Here is a 17,795-nt window from a genome sequence, read left to right on the forward strand (position 1 = left end):
CGATATCGTCGATGATCTGCACTATGGAGTTCTGGCCTTCCTGGTCATCAGGGAGCGGCGTCGTCGTCGCCCCCGCAGCTGTCGTCATGCGCCGGATTGCACACCCGCGCACGTCCGAGCATGCTGATTTTAATACGCCGGACGGCATCTCCCTGCTGCAGGGTCAGCGATCCGAACCGGGCGACCATGCTGCTGGTGGCCGAGCATGCGCGTCCGCTGCCATTATAGGCAATATAAGGTGGGCTCGGTTGGGTCGAAAAGCTTGCACGGGCCACCAGCCCGGGCGGGAGCGGGCCACGCCGCAGCAGGAACTCGTCCCCCTCGCCGGGGCGGCGGTCGGCGTCCCGGTCGATGAACACGGCCCAGCCGTCGGCCCAGTCGCCTTCCTCGCCCAGCGGCGCCAGCATGACCCGGGTATTGCGCGCGATCGCCTGCGCCCGGGTGAACTGCACCGCCGAGAACAGCTCGCCGGTGGCCGAGCGCAGCGCCAGTGCATCGAGCAGGCTGGCGTAGTTCGGCGCGGCCGCTGCGGCCAGCACCAGCGCCAGCGATGCGGCCACCATCAGTTCGGTGAGCGTGAAGCCGCGTTGGCGCTTCATGGCCAGCACCGTTTCCCGCCCGCTTCGGCGCCGCGCCGGCCGTCGCTGCCGAGGTAGAGCGCACCGCACTCGGCGTCCACGAAGGTGCGGTCCACGCGCGGACTGCCGGGAATCGCGCGCACTTCGACGCATTCGGCCAGCGTGGCGCCCATGCAGGGCGCGGCCACCAGCTCGTAAGCGCTGCGGGACGCGCTTGGCCCGACCCACCAGCGGAACGGCGGGTGCGGCTCGTCCGCCGAGTACGCGGCATAGACATTGTGCCTGGTGTAGTAGCGCTCCTGCTGCTGCATGGCTTCCACCAGTGCGACGCGCGCTTCGGTGCGGCGCGTGCGCACCGCATATTCCGCGTAGTTCGGCACCGCGACCGCGAGTATGACGCCGATCACTGCCATCGCAGCAAGCAGTTCGGCCAGCGTGAATCCGTTTTTCACTTCGACTCTCCTTCCTCGATCGCTGCATCGTGCAGCTCCTGCCAATTGGTGATCTCGCGCCAGCTTAGGCGCTTCGCGGGAAGTGCCACGCTGACCGCGGGCAGCGCCTGGCCGCCGGGAGCGACCGGGACGAACGCGTAGCGGCGCACTGCCCTGGCAAGTCCGGCTCCGTCCCGCGCAGTCGTCGTGGTGCCGGCGAGGACGAGCAGCGGCGGTATCGGAGAGGAATTGGCGCTGGTGGTTCCGGTCACACCCGCCGTGGCTGCACCGGCGTCGGCGCCGGCGTGGGCGAGCCCGCCCAGGGCCGAGAGCACGTAGGTGCGCGTGGCGGAAGTGCTGCACGGGTCCGCGGCAGGAACGGTCGACGTGGCGACCAGCACGCCGCCATCGGCAAGCGGCGGCGCAGTCATTCGCTCTCCCGTCCGGGCAGAGTCCGGAAAGTCGAAGTACCAGCCCTTGTGCCGCGCGTAGTCCACCGGCTCTCCCGCAACCCTGAAACCGGCACCGCTGCGCTCCAGCATGCGCACCGCGAGCTGGCTGCGCGAGCCCACGGCAGCGCCCTCCGCAAGGCTGTCGTACACCGCATACAGCGACTGGATTCCGCTACCGGAGGGGAGCGCGTCGCGCGCCTCCAGCATGCGGCCGGTACCGAACAGGACGAGATGCCCGCCGCCGGGCCCGTACACGATCCGTGGCGCGGAGCTGATCGGCTGGAGCGTGCCGCGCCCGTCCCGTGCAGTGAACAGCTGCGTGGCCGCGCCGCGCCATGGCGGGCTGCCGCGCAGATCGAAACGCCACAGGCGTCCCTGCAAGTCGCCGGCATAGGCATGGGTGACGCTGCCATCGGCTGCCAGCACGACCGAAGGCGGACCGAGCGCGTTCGCATCGCCGCGCTCCGCAGCAGCGGCATCGAAGCGGTAGTAATTGACGTTGATGCGCCAGCGCTCGCGGCGCGGCTTGTCGAGCGCAAGCAGAAACAGTGCACCGTCGGGCGCTCCGCCGTTCGCGTAGTTATTCAGCCCGCTGCTCACCAGCGCGAAATAACGGTAGCGCGGCGGCGCCTTTCCGCTGCTGACCTTCAGTTTGGCGATGACGGGAGGAGCAAGCACATGGCCCATCCTGCGGTCGTCCGCATCGGAGAACTGCCACAACTCGCCCGCTCCCGCCGCGAACGCCTCGGGACGGGTGATATCGATCGCGAACAGTCCCTTCGCGCCCATGCCATAGCCGGATGCGAGCACGGTGCGCCATGCGTCGCCGGTGTAGGCCTCCCCTGCACCCGGGCTCCCGTCCACCCATGCGCGGTGGGCGTAGCCGGGGCTGGCGAGCTGCGGCAGCGCGGGGTACAGGGCGCGCGGGACGTACGCGAAGCGCTCGATGCCGGTCGCGGCGTCGAAGGCGTGCAGCATGCCGTCGTTGGCGCCGACGTAGGCCAACGTCCTGCGGCCCGCATGCCGCTGCCGGAATTCCGCATACCCCTCGCCCTGCACCGACACCGAAGGCGGACCGACCACAAGGGGAACAGAACGCACGATGTCGCCCAGCATGCCTGCCCGCGCCCGCATGGACTTCCCTTCATCCCTGCGTTCGCCGCGCAGGTAACGGACCAGGTCCGGGTCCATGTCCACCACGCCCGGCTCGAAGGGGACGGCGGCGCCTGTGCCGTCCGGGCGCTCGATCGTGGTGAATATATTGCGTGTGGATGGCGGCGGCAGTTTGCCGGCCGCGCGCCACGAAGCGCCCGGTGCGATGCGGCCGTCGACAAGCTCGAACCGTGCAAGGTCGCCGGACCAGCTTGCACGGTCGTAGGATGACAGCAGGATGAATCCGCCGCGGCTGTCCACGGACGCTGTCGCCATCGCGGGCACCGAACCTTGCGGCCGCACCGCGCGCCGCGCCACTGCGAGGGCCGCCTCGCGCAGCCCGGCGGCATTGGCGCCATCGAACCAGGCGCCACGGGCCGCCAGCGCGAGCGGATTCAGGCCGGACTCCGGTGACGTCTGCAGGGCGAGCGTCTCGACGGTGCCGTCCAGGTCGGCGCGTATCGGCCGCGTGGAGGACCACAGCGCGGCGCCGGCCAGGTAGAACGAGCCGGTCCCGTCCGCCCCGCCCGCCTTGCGCGCCAGGTTGACCACGCCCGCATCGAGGCCCGCACGGTCGGTCCACGCCATGACATTGAACGGCTCCCCTGGCGCGAAGGTGTCCGCCGCCCTGCCCCGGTCGAGATAGGAGGTGACCCAGTTGCCGGGCAGGTAGCGGTCCTCCACGCCGAACGGCCGGGCGACCACTGCGACCGCATTGCGCTGGCACCTCGCCAGCAACGGATCGGGCTGCGGCCCGAGCACCGCAAGCTGGCCGTCGCTTCCCGCTGATGCATCCAGTGCACGGCCCTGCAGGTAGCGCAAAGCTTCGTAGTACAGCTCCGCGGTGGGTGCATATGCCTTGTAGATGCCATCGCGGCCGGTGCGGTTGATGACATTGATCGCGCCGCTCGCCGCCGCGCCGGTATTGTCCGGATCCCGCGCGAGCACACCGGTCTGTTCGTTCCATTCGGTGCGGATGTCCTTCAGCGGCGCGCGCAGCACGCCACCGTACAGGTTGCGGTCCTCGACACCCCGGCCGGTGAGGTAGGACATCACGCCGATCCGTGCGGCCGGCGCGATCTCCTGCAAGGCGCCTTCGGGCTTGCTCGCGCTGCCGCGCGGGCGGCACAGCGCCGGCCTGTCCGCTGCGTCGTCCGCGTCGCACACGCGCACCCGCGCCGCATATTCGCCGAGGTGCTTGTCGGAGACCAGCAGGCGGCCGGTCTTGCCGCGGCGTGGCGCGTCACAGCGCTTGCCGCGGTCGGTGCGGCTGAACAGGATGCGGTCGCGGCACGACACGATATGCAGCTCGCCCGCCCCGAACGGCGCCAGCCCCGTTCCGTCGGCCACCGTCTTGCGCGCGAAGTACTCCGGATGCGCATAGAAGTCCACGCCAGGCGGGCCGTCCGGAAGCACGGCGCGCTGGAGGACGGTCATGCCGGCGGTATCGATCCAGCGGTCGCCGCCGGTCAGGCCAAGACGCAAGAGATCCAGGCGCGATGTCGCCGCCCAGTTCAGGAAATTGCCACTGAAGCCGGCGCCGCACATGTGACGCGCGTCGGCGCGGCCGTGCGCGGAAAAGTATCCACGTTCAGGCGAGAGGTCCGCATCGCCGCCGGCGCCGCCGGGTTTGCCGCTCGCAGCGGGATAGCTGTAGCAAAGGCGCGGATTGAAGTAGCCGTCGTACGTAGTCGCAGTGTCATAGGGGGCGGTATAGGCGGCAGCCGCATCGCGGTAGGTCAGCGACAGCGCGATCAGCACGTTCGGCGGGACTGCGCCGCCGGGCGCGCCAGGCGGCACCTCCGGCACCTCGAGCGTCGGCGCAGCCAGGGCGAGTCCTGCCGCGCACAGGCATGCGGCGACGGCGCCTGCAATCGGGCGTAATGGTGTCATGGGTCCACCTTGCGGTAGACCGACTGAAGCACGACACGCGTCGTCTGGCGCGCGCCGAATCCCATTGCCGTGATGCGGTACACGTTCGGCATCGGCGCAGATGCGTCCTCGCCAGCGCGCTGCACGGGAAGCGCCTCGATGATGTACTGGGGCGGGCGCGCCGGTGCGGAGCCGCCGCCCGTCGCCATGACCGCGCCAGTAAATGCGCCATACGCCACCGCCCTCGCGACCTCTCCTGCCTGCGCCAGGTCGACCAGCTGCCAGGCAGGAAGCGGGTCCGTGCGCATGCATAAGCCGGCGTCGGGCTGGCCACGGCGCCCGCAGCCCGGAGCGAATCCGCCGGTGCTGCCGCTTGCGAACATCGCGGCGCGGACGGCATGCGCATCGCTTTCGATATCGCGTTCGGCGTCGCGCAGCGCCGCCTCAGCGGCCAGCAGCGCCACTTGCCGGTCCCGCTCGGCGCGCGCCTGCTTTTCGGCCGACAGCGCAGCCTGGGCGGCAGCGATGCCGATCGCCAGCACCGCGATCATCAGGAACAGCGTGACCGCGAGCGCGGCGCCCCGCTGCGGAATACGGCTGTGATTCGCGCGCTTCATACCGGCCGGTTCCGCAGCATGAAAGTCGCCGAGAACAGGCGCCGGTCCCGGTAGCGCAATGCCTCGGGCAGCTGCGCGGCCTCGATCACGGTGCCGGCATCGCCATCGTTGCCCGGGTAGCCGGGGCCGAACAGGTGGAACGCCTCCGGCATGTCGCCGCGCCGCGCGGTCCGGGTCCCATGCAGCAGCAGGCTGACACGCACCGCGCAGACCCTTTTCCAATGGGTCTTGCGGTTGAAGTCGCGCTCGCGCGCGGCGGCATTGGCGCCGGCCAGCGCCAGGCCGGCGTCACGCGCCGCGACCGCATCGGCATTTTCATACGTGTCGGGCAGGCCATCCTGCGGCGTATCGGTGTCGATGCCATACAGGACCTGCATGGTGTCGATGCCACGGGCAATCGCTTCCGCGCGCCAGGCGTTGGGACCCCGGTACTTGCAGCGCAACTCGGCGATGCCATCGACGCCGCGCGCGACGTAGAAGATGCTCCATCCGCGCACATCGTCGGTGACGGGGAAGCCTGCGCAATTGAGCACGCTGCCGTCCGGCGTGGCGGCGTAGCGTACGGCCAGAACGTCGCTGCCGTTGACTGCATCGTCGCGCGGGTGATCGAGCCCCGGCGCCGTGCCCGGGAGCGAGCGGCTGTCCAGCCCGAGTACCATTGCAGGTGCATCGCCGGCGTCCCCGACGAACTGGTCCCAGTCCACATACGATCCCTGGCGCACCGCCCTGCCCAGCGCATCGAGCGCAAAGCGCCCCGCGTCCTCCACCGTAGCGATGTCCTCCTGCGCCACGTAGCTCGCGTTGGACGCCACCATCAGCGACGCGGCGAACAGCGACACGGCCAGGCCGACCGCCATCGCCACCAGCAGCTCGGCCAGTATCCAGCCGCGACTTGCGCCTGCGCGACCCATGGCGTCTACTCCGGCACGGGCAGCGCGACGCGCGGCCCGTCATCGCGGGTGCGGGACGAGGTGGTATCGGACCTGCGTTCGCGCCAGCCGATCTTGATGACGTAGGGCGCGCCGGCGGCGTCGCTGCACGGCCACCGGAGCGATTCGCGCGACGCGTTCCATGGCTGGGCGTCGCGGCATACCTTGATGCGGCCGCCGGGGAACGATGCGGCCAGCGCCTGCGAGACGTCGTGGATGTCGAATGCGGCGAGCTGGGTGGAGTTGCAGGCGGCGCCCGCAAAGCATCGGGCGGGAGGCGCGGCCGGACCGGCGCCGTCGCCTGCGTCGTAGTCGAATACGTAAGCCACCAACGCCGACGGGTTGGCGCGCATCCGTTCGGCGAGCGTGGCGCCGAGGCGCACCGCGGCCGTCATGAGGTCCGAATCGTGGCGCATGCGCGTTGCGACGGCCTGCGTGCCCGCAGCGCCAAGGACGCCGGCCGCGAGCACGAACATCGCCACCAGGACCTCTATCAGGGAATAGCCGCCGCAGCGCATCGTCGCCTCCGAAAGTGCGTTGGGTTCAACGCATTTCCAAGGTAACGGGGTGGGTCAGGCCGAGCGTGAGGTGGCTCAACCGTGTGCGGGGATCGAATGGAGCCGGGGAAGGTCCCCTGCGGGGAGGGCTCCCTGGATTACTTGCGGGGCTTGCCGTCGGTACCGACTTCCGCGATCGCTTCCTGGAATTCGTTCAGGTCTTCGAAGTTCTTGTAGACGGAGGCGAAGCGGATGTACGCGACCTTGTCCAGGCGCTTGAGCTCCTGCATCACGAGCTCGCCGATGAAGCCGGAATCGACCTCGCGCTGGCCGCTGGTCAGCAGCTTTTCTTCGATGGCGGCGATGGCCATGTCGATCGCATCCGCAGGCACCGGCCGCTTGCGCAGCGCGAGCATCAGGCTGCCGCGCAGCTTGGACGACGCGTATTCGGTGCGCATGCCGTTCTTCTTCACGACGATCGGCATCGACAGCTCGACCCGCTCGAACGTGGTAAACCGTTTATCGCATTTGCCGCAGCGGCGGCGCCGGCGAATGGCGTCGATATCCTCCTGCACCCGGGTCTCGAGGACCTGGGTGTCGTCGTGGTGACAGAAGGGACACTTCATCGCCGGCGTGCCGAATCAGCTCAGGACGCGTACACAGGGTACTTGTCGGTCAGCTTCTTGACCTCGGCCTTGACGCGCTCGATGGTCGCCGCGTCGTGCGGGTTGTCGAGCACGTCGGCGATCAGGTTGCCGACCAGGGTCGCATCCTCTTCCTTGAAGCCGCGGGTGGTGAACGCCGGCGAGCCCAGGCGGATGCCGGAGGTGACGAACGGCTTTTGCGGGTCGTTCGGGATGCCGTTCTTGTTGCAGGTCATGTGCGCCTGGCCGAGGATCGCTTCCGCTTCCTTGCCGGTCAGGTTCTTGGCGCGCAGGTCCACCAGCATCACGTGCGATTCGGTGCGGCCGGACACGATGCGCAGGCCGCGCGCGATCAGCGCCTTGGCCAGCGCGTCGGCGTTCTTCACCACCTGCTTCTGGTAGTCGACGAACGACGGCTCCAGCGCTTCCTTGAACGCCACGGCCTTGCCGGCGATGACGTGCATCAGCGGGCCGCCCTGGATGCCAGGGAAGATCGCCGAGTTGATGGCCTTTTCGTGCTCGGCCTTCATCAGGATGATGCCGCCGCGCGGGCCGCGCAGCGACTTGTGCGTGGTGGAGGTGACGAAGTCGGCATGCGGCACCGGGTTCGGGTACACGCCCGCGGCGATCAGGCCGGCGTAGTGCGCCATGTCGACCATGAAGTAGGCGCCGACGTCCTTGGCGACCTTGGCGAAGCGCTCCCAGTCGATCTTCAGCGAGAACGCCGATGCGCCCGCGATGATCATCTTCGGCTTCTTCTCGTGCGCCAGGCGCTCCATCGCGTCGTAGTCGATGTCTTCCTGCTCGGTCAGCCCGTAGGAGACCACGTTGAACCACTTGCCCGACATGTTCAGCGCCATGCCGTGGGTCAGGTGGCCGCCTTCGGCCAGCGACATGCCCATGATCGTGTCGCCCGGCTTGAGCATGGCGAAGAACACGCCCTGGTTGGCCTGCGAACCGGAGTTCGGCTGCACGTTGGCCGCTTCCGCGCCGAACAGCTTCTTCACGCGGTCGATCGCGAGCTGCTCGGCGATGTCGACGAATTCGCAGCCGCCGTAGTAGCGCTTGCCCGGATAGCCTTCAGCGTACTTGTTGGTCAGCTGCGAGCCCTGCGCCTGCATCACGGCCGGCGAGGTGTAGTTTTCGGAGGCGATCAGTTCGATGTGGTCCTGCTGGCGCGCGTTCTCCTTCTGGATCGCGTCCCACAGTTCAGGGTCGATGTTGGCGAGCGTATGGTCTTTGGCAAACATGAAAACTCCAATCGATAATGTGCCGGGGCACGGGCGTGTCGAAGATTAAAGCCGGGGAGCCGTCCAGCAGAATGGCCGCCCCAACGCTTTCCATCGTTTTGGCTGCCCAGGCGAACGGCATTGGACATCTCACGTTCCCCGGTGGGTTCCCACCTTTTTTGCAGCGCGGTTGATCCGGCGCGGCATTTCGCCAGTCACGTGAGACGGAAAATGGAGCCAAGATTGTAAGTTAAGTCAGCACAAGCGGCAAGAAAGCCCCTATCAATATGCATGGTCATTGTCATACAATTCACCGCTATAACAATCATCAGGATCCCACATGATCGTATTGATCACAGGTGCAACGTCGGGCTTTGGCGCCGAAATGGCGCGAACTTTCGTTAAAAACGGTTATCAGGCCATTATTACCGGGCGCCGCGAGGACCGGCTGCGCGCGCTGGCGGACGAGCTGGGCGAAAACTGCCTGCCCGTGCCGATGGACATGACCAGCCGCACCTCGGTCGAGGACGCGCTGGCGATGATGCCCCAATCGTGGCGCCAGGTGGAGATCCTGATCAACAACGCAGGGCTCGCGCTCGGTACCGCGCCGGCGCAGGAAGCGCTGGTGGACGACTGGGAAACCATGATCGCCACCAACTGCACCGGCCTCGTGACGATCACCCGTGCGCTGCTGCCCTCGATGGTCGCGCGCGGTTCCGGGCTGGTCATCAACCTCGGATCGATCGCGGGCCACTACCCCTACCCCGGCGGGAACGTGTACGGCGCGACCAAGGCCTTCGTCGAACAGTTCACGCTGAACCTGCGTGCGGACCTGGTCGGCACGGGCGTGCGCGCGACCAACATCGCGCCGGGCCTGTGCGGGGGAACCGAGTTTTCCAACGTCCGCTTCAAGGGCGACGACGCGGCCGCATCCAAGGTGTACGAAGGCACGCAGCCGCTGACCGCGCAGGACATTGCGGAGACGGCGCTGTGGGTGGCAAAGCTGCCGCCGCACGTCAACATCAACAATATCGAGATGATGCCGGTATGCCAGGGCTTCTCGCCCTTCAACATCAAGCGGAGCTGACGTCAACGTCATCCCTGCGCAGGCAGGGATCCATGCTGAGGCGGCGCGCCGTTAGCGTCTGGGCCACTTCGGAAGTCCGGCATGGGCCCCAGCCTTCGCCGGGATGGCGAATGTATCGCCACTACCCCAAATGTTAGGGAATGTTACAAACCTTGGCGATTTGCCATCCGGTAAGCTCTACTGAGCCCGCTTCGCTGTAAAGCTTGCACATAGAACAACCCATAACTACAAGTGATGACCCTGCTATGTTCGGTGACGTACATAGCTCTGTGGAAAATCGCGTAAAATGTTTCACAAGTTCACTTATGGCAATTGACATGCCTTCAGCTTTCGACTGGCCAGTCCGGGTCTATTACGAGGACACGGACGCCGGTGGCATCGTTTACTACGCAAACTACCTCAAGTTTTTCGAGCGCGCCCGCACCGAGTGGCTGCGCTCCGTGGACATATCGCAGCAGTCGCTGGCGGGCGAGGCCGGCGCCATCTTCGTCGTGCGCAGTGCCGCGGTGGACTATCATGCGCCGGCGCGGCTGGATGATGAACTAAAATTAACATTGCAGGTTGAGAAGCTTGGCCGCGCGTCGGTCGAGTTCCTGCAGCAAGCGTGGTGCGGCGAGCAGCTCCTGGCCAGTGCCCGCGTCAAAGTAGGCTGCGTGGACGCCGCCACCCTGCGCCCGCGTGGCCTGCCCGACACGGCCGCAGCCGCCATGCGCGCCGCTCACATTTGATTACCCAGAAACGTTAATAATGAACGCAGCCCAAGACCTGTCCTTTGTCGAATTAATTGCAAATGCGCACCTGATCGTCCAGTTGATCATGGCGCTGCTGCTTGGCCTTTCGCTGGTAAGCTGGACCTATATTTTCCGTAAGCTGTTTGCGATCCGCGCCGCGCGCAACCAGACCGAAAAGTTTGAACGGACCTTCTGGGCAGGCGGTAACCTGCACACCCTGCACCAGAACGCGAGCAGTTCGCGCGAACACGGCGGCGCACTGGCACGCATTTTCGAGGCGGGCATGGGCGAGTACATCAAGGGCAAGCAGGCAGCGCGCGACGCGCTCGACACCGGCGCCGTGCTCGATGGCGCGCGCCGTGCGATGCGCGCCGCCTTCCAGCGCGAGCTCGATGCGCTCGACCTGCACCTGAACTTCCTCGCCTCGGTCGGCTCGGTGTCCCCTTACGTGGGCCTGCTGGGCACCGTGTGGGGCATCATGAACGCCTTCCGCGGCCTGGCCAGCGTCGAGCAGGCCACGCTGATGGTGGTCGCCCCCGGCATCGCCGAAGCGCTGATCGCGACCGCGATCGGCCTGTTCGCCGCGATCCCTGCGGTGGTGGCGTACAACCGCTTCACGCACGACATCGACCGCCTGGCCACGCGCTTCGAGAGCTTCGTCGAAGAGTTCTCCAACATCCTGCAGCGCCAGTCGCGCTAAGGACGGGACGACAGCCATGGCCAGTTCCTTCTCCAGCAGCCTTCGCGGCGGACGACGCAGGAAGTTCAAGTCCGAGATCAACGTCGTGCCGTACATCGACGTGATGCTGGTGCTGCTGATTATCTTCATGGCGATCCCGCCGTCGAACAGCCCGGCCGTGATCAACCTGCCCAAGGCGGAGCGCTCGGCGCAGCCGCCGGACGACTATATCCAGGTGATCGTGCAGCCGAACCAGCTGTCGATCGCCATCAACGGCAAGAACCCGCGCGCGCTGGAGACGGTGGACGACCGCCCGGCGCTGGTGCAGCGCCTGCGCGCGCTGCATGACGAGCAGCCCGAACTCCCGGTCATGATCTCGGGCGACAAGGACGTGAAGTACGACGAGGTGATCCAGCTGATTTCGGAAGCGAAGAAAATGGGGATCAACCGCGTCGGCCTGGCGACGAAGTGAGTAGCGAGCGATGACAAGCGCAGTAGCAGGCAGCCATTACCAGGTGCCGCCGGAACCGTCCCGCCTGTCGGCCATCGTGCTGGCGGTGGTGATGCACGCCGGGCTGTTGTTCTTCCTGTGGTTCGGCACGCAGTGGCAGGCCACCGAGGAAGTGGCGATGGAAGCGGAAGTATGGAGCGTGACGCCCGAAATGGCCGCGCCGCTGCCGCAGCCGGTGCAGGCCGAGCCGGAGGTCAAGCCGGAGCCGGAACCTGAGCCGCCGCCGCAAAAGGTCGAGGAGCCGGTGGCCCAGACGCCGCCGGACATCGCGCTGGAACGCGAAAAGAAGCGCAAGGAAGATGAACGCAAGAAGGCCGAGCAGCTGGCCAAGCAGGAACAGCTGAAGAAGGAACAGCAGGAAAAGCTCGAGAAGGAAAGACTGGCGAAGGAAGCGAAGCTCAAGGCCGACAAGCTGGCCAAGGCCAAGGCGGCCGAGGAAAAGCAGCTCAAGGCGCTGCGCGACGAAGAGATGCGCCGCCTGACGGAAGCTGCCGGCAGCGGCGGCAGCGGCACGGCCGCGCGTTCGGCCGCGCCCAAGAGCGACCCGGGATACATCGCCAGCCTGACCGCCAAGATCAAGGGCAACATCATCTACGGCGGCAACCGGGATGTGCCTGGCGACCCGCGCGCGGTGTACCGGATCGAGCAACTGCCGACCGGCGAGATCATCAGCTTCAGGAAGATCAAGAGCAGTGGAATACCCGAGTATGACCTTGCAGTGGAACAGGCGATCACCGCATCGTCCCCGCTGCCGAAGAAAAAGAACGGCACGGTCGAACGGACGATCGAGCCTATCTTCAGACTAAAGGAATGAACACATGAATTTTGCAAAAGGCCTGATCCTGTGCGGCGCGATTGTCGCCGCTTCGGCGAATGCGCAGCTGCGTTTCGAGATCTCCGGCGTGGGCAGCACCCAGATCCCGGTCGCGGTGGCCAGCTTTGCCGACGAAGCCATCGCCCCTGCGATCGTATCGAACGTGATCAAGGCCGACCTGGAGCGCAGCGGCGTGTTCAAGGTGATCGACGCGGGCCGCGTCATCTCCGAAACCTCCGCGGTCGACTATAACGAATGGAAGGCGCGCGGCGCCCGCGCGCTGGTGGTGGGCAGCGTGTCCAAGCTGGCCGACGGCCGCTACGACGTGCGCTACAAGCTGCTGGACGCGGTCAACAGCGGCGAACTGTCCTCGATGGGCCAGTCCACCGCGGCGCGCTACACCCGCCTGGCGGCCCACAAGATCGCCGACGACATCTACGAAAAGCTGACCGGCGTGCGCGGCGCATTCGCCACCCGCATCGCCTACGTCAACGAGAACCGCGCGAACCGCCTGTACAAGCTGGAGGTCGCGGACGCCGACGGCGAAGGCACGCAGGTCGCCGTCACCTCCAACGAACCGATCATCTCTCCATCGTGGTCGCCGGACGGCACCAAGGTCGCCTACGTCTCGTTCGAGCAGAAAAAGCCCATCATCTACGTGCAGGACCTGGTCACCGGCGGCCGCCGCGTGGTCGTCAACCAGAAGGGCAACAACTCCGCGCCCGCCTGGTCGCCGGACGGCAGCAAGCTGGCAGTCGCCCTGTCGCGCGACAACCATACCCAGATCTACGTCGTCAACGCCGACGGCTCCGGCCTGCGCCGCGTCTCGAACAGCGCCGGCATCGACACCGAGCCGCAGTTCTCGAGCGACGGCCAGTACATCTACTTTACGAGCGACCGCAGCGGCGGTCCCCAGATCTACCGCATGCCCGCCACCGGCGGCAATGCGACCCGCGTAACCTTCAATGGCAACTACAACACCAGCCCGCGCGTCTCCTCCGACGGCAAGACGCTGGCCTGGGTGTCGCTGCGCAATGGAGATTACGGCCTGTATGCGATGGACCTGGCCACCGGCCAGGAGCTGCGCCTGGCCGACAACGCGACTGAACCGAGTTTTTCCCCGAACGGCAAGTACATCATGTACGCCACCGAAGCGGGGCGACGTAAAACGTTGGCAGTAGTGTCGGTCGACGGCCGTGTAAAGCAGCGCCTGACTACGAACGCAGGAACGATCCGGGAGCCCAACTGGGGCCCGTTCATGAAGTAGGACTTTTAAAACCGCTAGGAGAAGATCATGCAAAACTTTAAAAATATCGCCATCCTCATCGCCACGGCCACCATGGTCGCAGCCTGCAGCTCGCCAGAAGTGAAACTGGACGAGACCCCTGTGGTTGAAAAGCCAGTCGAGCAGCCAGCACCGGTTGCCGATACCCGCGACGTCAAGCCAGTGGAAACCGGCTCGACCGACCCGCTGAACGACCCGCAAGGCGTACTGGCCAAGCGCAGCGTCTACTTCGACTACGACAGCTATGTCGTGCGCGAAGACGGCCGTCCAGTGGTGGAGAACCACGCCGGCTACCTGACCAAGAACACCGGCCGCAAGATCCTCATCCAGGGCAACACCGACGAACGCGGCTCGACCGAGTACAACCTGGCCCTGGGCCAGAAGCGTGCCGAAGCCGTCCGCCGCTCGATGGCAGCGCTGGGTGTGGCCGACTCGCAGATGGAAGCCGTGTCGCTGGGCGAAGAGAAGCCTAAGGCACAGGGCAGCACCGAGCAGGCATGGGCAGAAAACCGCCGCGCCGACATCGTGTATTAATCCGTAAGTCTGTTTGACAGCGTGGCGGCTTGCAGTGCAGACTGCTTGCCGTCACGTTGAAAAGAGTGCCCATGAAGACCCTGACCAAATCCCGCATCGCCGCCCTGTTCCTCGCCTTTGCCGCCGCCAGTTCGGCGCACGCCGGCATCCTGGACGACGACGAAGCACGCAAGGCCATCATCGACCTGCGCGCCAAGGTGGACAACATGGTGCGCGAAATGAACGCGCGCATCGACACCAAGGCCGACAAGACGCAGTCGCTCGAATTCATCAACCAGAACGAACGCACGCTGGCCGAAATCGCCAGCCTGCGCGGCCAGATCGAAGTGCTGGCCAACGAGATCGCCAACGTCCAGAAGCGCCAGCGCGAGTTGTACGCTGACCTCGACGCGCGCATCAAAAAACTCGAACCGCGCGAAGTGACCATCGACGGCCAGACCGCCGAAGTCGACGTCTCGGAGCAGAAGTCCTACGACGCGGCGATGGCGCTGTTCAAGGGGGGCGACTACGCCGCCGCTGCCGCCGCGCTGTCGGAGTTCGTGCGCCGCTACCCTGCTTCCGGCTATGCCGCGAACGCGCAGTACTGGCTGGGCAACGCCTACTATGCCGCGCGCGACTACAAGAAAGCCATCGCCGCCCAGCGCGACGTGGTCGCCAACTACGGCGACAGCGCCAAGGCGCCGGACGCGCTGCTCAACATCGCCAGCAGCTACACCGAGCTGAAGGACAAGAAGAGCGCGCGCAAGGCCTTGCAGGACCTGGTCGCCAAGTATCCCGACTCGGCCGCAGCGCAGGCCGCCACCGACCGCCTGAAAACGCTGAAGTAATCCGCGTGGCACGGGCGACGGCCATCGCCGCCGCCCTGTGATCCCGGCGAACGTGGGATCCATGCCGAGTCGGCTCAGCGCGACAGCCACGCAAAGCCGATAAATTTCTCGCAGGGGTTTGACAGCTTCCGCCCCACCCCCTATAATCTTGCTTCTTTCGGGTCGTTAGCTCAGCTGGTAGAGCAGCGGACTTTTAATCCGTTGGTCGCAGGTTCGAATCCCGCACGGCCTACCACGAATTGAAACAGAAACGCCAACCTTCACCGGTTGGCGTTTTTGTTTTTGTGCGCCAGATTTCTCCGCCGCCGCGCGCCGCGGCAACGCATCGCCCCTCCGCCGGAGCGCGCTGGACCCGTGTTCCCAAAACTGCACACGGTTTCTCTCTTTTGCCACCAAAAATTCTTCTTGCTCAGGTAATATTGACTAGTGGGAACATCTGTTTCCAAATTTGACTCTTAATAACAACGCTGCCTCGAATGGGCGGCGGGCACCACGCCCTACTGCAAAGGTCACATCATGTTCAAAAGCCTGTCGATCAAGGCTCGCCTCATCCTCGTCCTCTCCTTCCTCTGCGTCCAGCTGCTGGTGGGCGCGTTCATCGGCATCGGCAGCCTGAGCCTGTCCAATGCCTCGATGCAGAGCATGTATGCCGACCGCCTCGTGCCGATCGGCCAGCTCGACAGAATCATGGGCCTGCTAGACAAGAACCAGATGGCGCTGGCGCGCAGCCTGACGACCGACCCGGCCGAGGCCGCCCAGCTGATGAATGGCGTAGAGGCCAACATCCCGCAGATCAGCAAGATCTGGGATACCTATATGCAGACCAGGCTGACGGACGAAGAGCGCATATTGGCCGAGCGTTTCGCCGCCGCCCGCAAGGCCTACCTGGCCGACGGCCTGGCGCCGGCCATCGCGGCAGTGCGCGGCCAGGATATCGCCGGCGCGACGGTCCTCGTGAACGGCAAGATGGCCTCCCTGATCGCACCGGTGCGCAGCGGCCTGGATGAGCTCATCCGCCTGCAGGAGCGCGTGGCCAAGGCGGAATACGAAGAAAACGAAAGCACCTACCTCCTGATCCGCAACACCTGTATCGCTGCACTGATCCTCGGCATGGCCGTCGCCATCTCGATCGGCGTGTGGCTGGTGCGCGCGATCACCCGTCCGCTGAACGAAGCCGTCGAAATCGCAGGCCACATCGCCGCCGGCGACCTCACCCAGCAGATCGAAGTCAAGTCGCAGGACGAGATGGGCGTGCTGACCGACGCGCTCAAGAAGATGAATGACAGCCTGGTCTCCATCGTCGGCCAGGTGCGCACCGGCACCGACATGATCGCCACGGCATCGAACCAGATCGCCAGCGGCAACATGGACCTGTCGGCCCGCACCGAGCAGCAGGCAAGCTCGCTGGAAGAAACCGCGTCCTCGATCGAAGAGCTCACCTCCACCGTGCGCCAGAACGCCGACAACGCGCGCCAGGCCAACTCGCTGGCGCAGTCGGCATCCGACGTCGCCGGCAAGGGCGGCGCGGTGGTGTCCGAAGTCGTCACGACCATGGACGCCATCAACGAATCGGCCAAGAAGATCGTCGACATCATCGGCGTCATCGACGGCATCGCCTTCCAGACCAACATCCTGGCACTGAACGCCGCGGTGGAAGCGGCGCGTGCCGGCGAACAGGGCCGCGGCTTCGCGGTCGTCGCGTCGGAAGTGCGCAGCCTCGCGCAGCGCAGCGCCAACGCCGCCAAGGAAATCAAGGAACTGATCGGCGACTCGGTCGAGAAGGTCGAGGCGGGCAGCCGCCTCGTCAACCAGGCCGGTACGACCATGGCCGAAGTGGTGGACAGCGTGAAGCGCGTCACCGACATCATGGCCGAGATCACTGCAGCGAGCGTCGAGCAGACTGCGGGCATCGAGCAGATCAACCAAGCCATCACGCAGATGGACGACGTGACGCAGCAGAACGCGTCCCTGGTCGAAGAAGCCGCCGCCGCAGCGCAATCGCTGGAGCAGCAGGCCGGCGAACTGTCGCAGCTGGTCAGCATCTTCAAAGTCGAGCGCCGCCGCACCAGCCGCGCCGCCAGCGCCGGCGCCACCGCCGCTGCGCCGCAGACAACGGAAGTGGCGACCCTGCCGGTGCGCCGTCCGCCAGCCAAGCGCCTGGCGCGCCAGGCTGCCGCCCGTCCGGCCGCGAGCGAACGCGCACCAGCGCCAGCCGCTACCGAGGAATGGGAAGAGTTCTGAAGCAGGCGCCGGCGATATAAAAAAAGCGGATACTCCCCCGGAGTATCCGCCATTACAGGTCCGGAGAGGATATACCCCCCCGGAGTATGCCAGGGCCGCGCAATGCGGCCTTTTCTACAGGGGGGTATGTCTCCGCCTACCCCAGCAGCTGCGGATTGAGGCGCCAGGTGCTCCACGTCAGGGCGCACGCGAAGCCCACCCACGCGACGTATGGCATCATCATGACGCCAGCCAGTGGCCGTACACGCCAGAAAGCGATCGTGGTCGCCGCGACCAGCAGGAACAGCAGCACTGCATCCGCGAATGCCGCGGCGCCCGAGCGCAGGCCGAAGAACAGCCAGCTCCAAACCGCATTCACCACGAGCTGCACCACAAACAGCGCCAGCGTGCGCGGCGCGGTTGCCGTTCCGCGAATGCGCCACACCGTCCACACGGCCAGCGCCATCAGCGTATAGAGCACCGACCACACAGGGCCGAACACCGAACCGGGCGGCGCCCAGGACGGCCGCACCAGCTGCGCGTAGAAGTTCTCGGCTCCCGCCGAGGCCATCGCACCGATGCCGGCCGCCGCGAACGTAATCGCGAACCAGGCCAGCAGGCCCTTCACCTGTTTCCCTCTTTGTCCCATGCTCCCTCCCGATCAATATGGTGATCATATCGGAAGAGCGCGCGGGGGACCGTCCCT

The 17,795-nt window shown here is 66.1% G+C and carries 18 protein-coding genes, 1 tRNA gene and 1 riboswitch; of the genes, 10 read left to right on the forward strand and 9 right to left on the reverse strand.

The window, feature by feature from the left end; translation table 11 throughout:
- Positions 1-47: 47 nt before the first annotated feature.
- The 8 genes from ACFSQR_RS05520 to glyA all read right to left on the reverse strand — a co-directional run bounded on the left by ACFSQR_RS05520 (position 48) and on the right by glyA (position 8,422).
- The gene (locus ACFSQR_RS05520) at positions 48-599 is read right to left on the reverse strand and encodes a GspH/FimT family pseudopilin (RefSeq protein ID WP_377728622.1); all 552 of its coding nucleotides are present in this window, start codon (positions 597-599) and stop codon (positions 48-50) included.
- Positions 596-1,030: a type IV pilin protein gene (locus ACFSQR_RS05525; RefSeq protein ID WP_377728623.1), complete on the reverse strand. Its 435-nt coding sequence runs from the start codon at positions 1,028-1,030 to the stop codon at positions 596-598. Before ACFSQR_RS05525 ends, ACFSQR_RS05520 begins: the two co-directional genes overlap by 4 nt.
- Complete coding sequence (locus ACFSQR_RS05530) at positions 1,027-4,506, reverse strand: pilus assembly protein (RefSeq protein WP_377728624.1); 3,480 nt, start codon at positions 4,504-4,506, stop codon at positions 1,027-1,029. Before ACFSQR_RS05530 ends, ACFSQR_RS05525 begins: the two co-directional genes overlap by 4 nt.
- Complete coding sequence (locus tag ACFSQR_RS05535; RefSeq protein WP_377728625.1) at positions 4,503-5,102, reverse strand: PilX N-terminal domain-containing pilus assembly protein; 600 nt, start codon at positions 5,100-5,102, stop codon at positions 4,503-4,505. Before ACFSQR_RS05535 ends, ACFSQR_RS05530 begins: the two co-directional genes overlap by 4 nt.
- Positions 5,099-6,013, reverse strand: a complete 915-nt coding sequence (locus tag ACFSQR_RS05540; protein WP_377728626.1) for a PilW family protein — start codon at positions 6,011-6,013, stop codon at positions 5,099-5,101. Before ACFSQR_RS05540 ends, ACFSQR_RS05535 begins: the two co-directional genes overlap by 4 nt.
- Before the next feature lie 5 nt (positions 6,014-6,018).
- Positions 6,019-6,549 (reverse strand): type IV pilus modification protein PilV, encoded by a 531-nt coding sequence (gene pilV / locus ACFSQR_RS05545; protein ID WP_377728627.1) that lies wholly within the window; start codon positions 6,547-6,549, stop codon positions 6,019-6,021.
- A 137-nt stretch (positions 6,550-6,686) separates the two neighbouring features.
- Complete coding sequence (nrdR, locus tag ACFSQR_RS05550; RefSeq protein WP_377728628.1) at positions 6,687-7,154, reverse strand: transcriptional regulator NrdR; 468 nt, start codon at positions 7,152-7,154, stop codon at positions 6,687-6,689.
- A gap of 20 nt (positions 7,155-7,174) precedes the next feature.
- Entirely contained in the window at positions 7,175-8,422 is a 1,248-nt protein-coding gene (gene glyA / locus ACFSQR_RS05555) for a serine hydroxymethyltransferase (protein WP_377728629.1), read from the reverse strand.
- 97 nt (positions 8,423-8,519) lie between these two features.
- A riboswitch (ZMP/ZTP riboswitch) is annotated at positions 8,520-8,630 on the reverse strand.
- A gap of 111 nt (positions 8,631-8,741) precedes the next feature.
- On the opposite strand from glyA, the gene ACFSQR_RS05560 reads away from it, so the two are divergent.
- The 10 genes from ACFSQR_RS05560 to ACFSQR_RS05605 all read left to right on the forward strand — a co-directional run bounded on the left by ACFSQR_RS05560 (position 8,742) and on the right by ACFSQR_RS05605 (position 17,110).
- Positions 8,742-9,488: an SDR family oxidoreductase gene (locus tag ACFSQR_RS05560; protein WP_377728630.1), complete on the forward strand. Its 747-nt coding sequence runs from the start codon at positions 8,742-8,744 to the stop codon at positions 9,486-9,488.
- A 317-nt stretch (positions 9,489-9,805) separates the two neighbouring features.
- Positions 9,806-10,216, forward strand: a complete 411-nt coding sequence (gene ybgC, locus ACFSQR_RS05565; protein WP_377729024.1) for a tol-pal system-associated acyl-CoA thioesterase — start codon at positions 9,806-9,808, stop codon at positions 10,214-10,216.
- Positions 10,217-10,235: 19 nt separating this feature from the next.
- Positions 10,236-10,919 (forward strand): protein TolQ, encoded by a 684-nt coding sequence (gene tolQ, locus ACFSQR_RS05570; protein ID WP_377728631.1) that lies wholly within the window; start codon positions 10,236-10,238, stop codon positions 10,917-10,919.
- Between the two features lie 16 nt (positions 10,920-10,935).
- Positions 10,936-11,370, forward strand: a complete 435-nt coding sequence (locus ACFSQR_RS05575; protein WP_377728632.1) for a biopolymer transporter ExbD — start codon at positions 10,936-10,938, stop codon at positions 11,368-11,370.
- A 10-nt stretch (positions 11,371-11,380) separates the two neighbouring features.
- Positions 11,381-12,223: an energy transducer TonB gene (locus ACFSQR_RS05580; protein ID WP_377728633.1), complete on the forward strand. Its 843-nt coding sequence runs from the start codon at positions 11,381-11,383 to the stop codon at positions 12,221-12,223.
- Between the two features lie 4 nt (positions 12,224-12,227).
- The gene (gene tolB / locus ACFSQR_RS05585) at positions 12,228-13,490 is read left to right on the forward strand and encodes a Tol-Pal system beta propeller repeat protein TolB (RefSeq protein WP_377728634.1); all 1,263 of its coding nucleotides are present in this window, start codon (positions 12,228-12,230) and stop codon (positions 13,488-13,490) included.
- A gap of 27 nt (positions 13,491-13,517) precedes the next feature.
- Positions 13,518-14,042 (forward strand): peptidoglycan-associated lipoprotein Pal, encoded by a 525-nt coding sequence (pal, locus tag ACFSQR_RS05590; RefSeq protein WP_377728635.1) that lies wholly within the window; start codon positions 13,518-13,520, stop codon positions 14,040-14,042.
- A 71-nt stretch (positions 14,043-14,113) separates the two neighbouring features.
- The gene (gene ybgF, locus ACFSQR_RS05595; RefSeq protein WP_377728636.1) at positions 14,114-14,869 is read left to right on the forward strand and encodes a tol-pal system protein YbgF; all 756 of its coding nucleotides are present in this window, start codon (positions 14,114-14,116) and stop codon (positions 14,867-14,869) included.
- 159 nt (positions 14,870-15,028) lie between these two features.
- Positions 15,029-15,104, forward strand: a tRNA-Lys gene (locus ACFSQR_RS05600).
- A gap of 281 nt (positions 15,105-15,385) precedes the next feature.
- Positions 15,386-17,110 (forward strand): methyl-accepting chemotaxis protein, encoded by a 1,725-nt coding sequence (locus ACFSQR_RS05605; protein WP_377728637.1) that lies wholly within the window; start codon positions 15,386-15,388, stop codon positions 17,108-17,110.
- A gap of 136 nt (positions 17,111-17,246) precedes the next feature.
- Here the strand turns inward: ACFSQR_RS05605 and ACFSQR_RS05610 are convergent, their stop codons facing one another.
- Positions 17,247-17,738, reverse strand: a complete 492-nt coding sequence (locus tag ACFSQR_RS05610) for a TspO/MBR family protein (RefSeq protein ID WP_377728638.1) — start codon at positions 17,736-17,738, stop codon at positions 17,247-17,249.
- Between the last annotated feature and the right edge of the window lie 57 nt (positions 17,739-17,795).

Source organism: Pseudoduganella sp. GCM10020061 (assembly GCF_042683405.1).
In the GTDB taxonomy this organism is placed as follows: Bacteria; Pseudomonadota; Gammaproteobacteria; order Burkholderiales; family Burkholderiaceae_D; genus Telluria.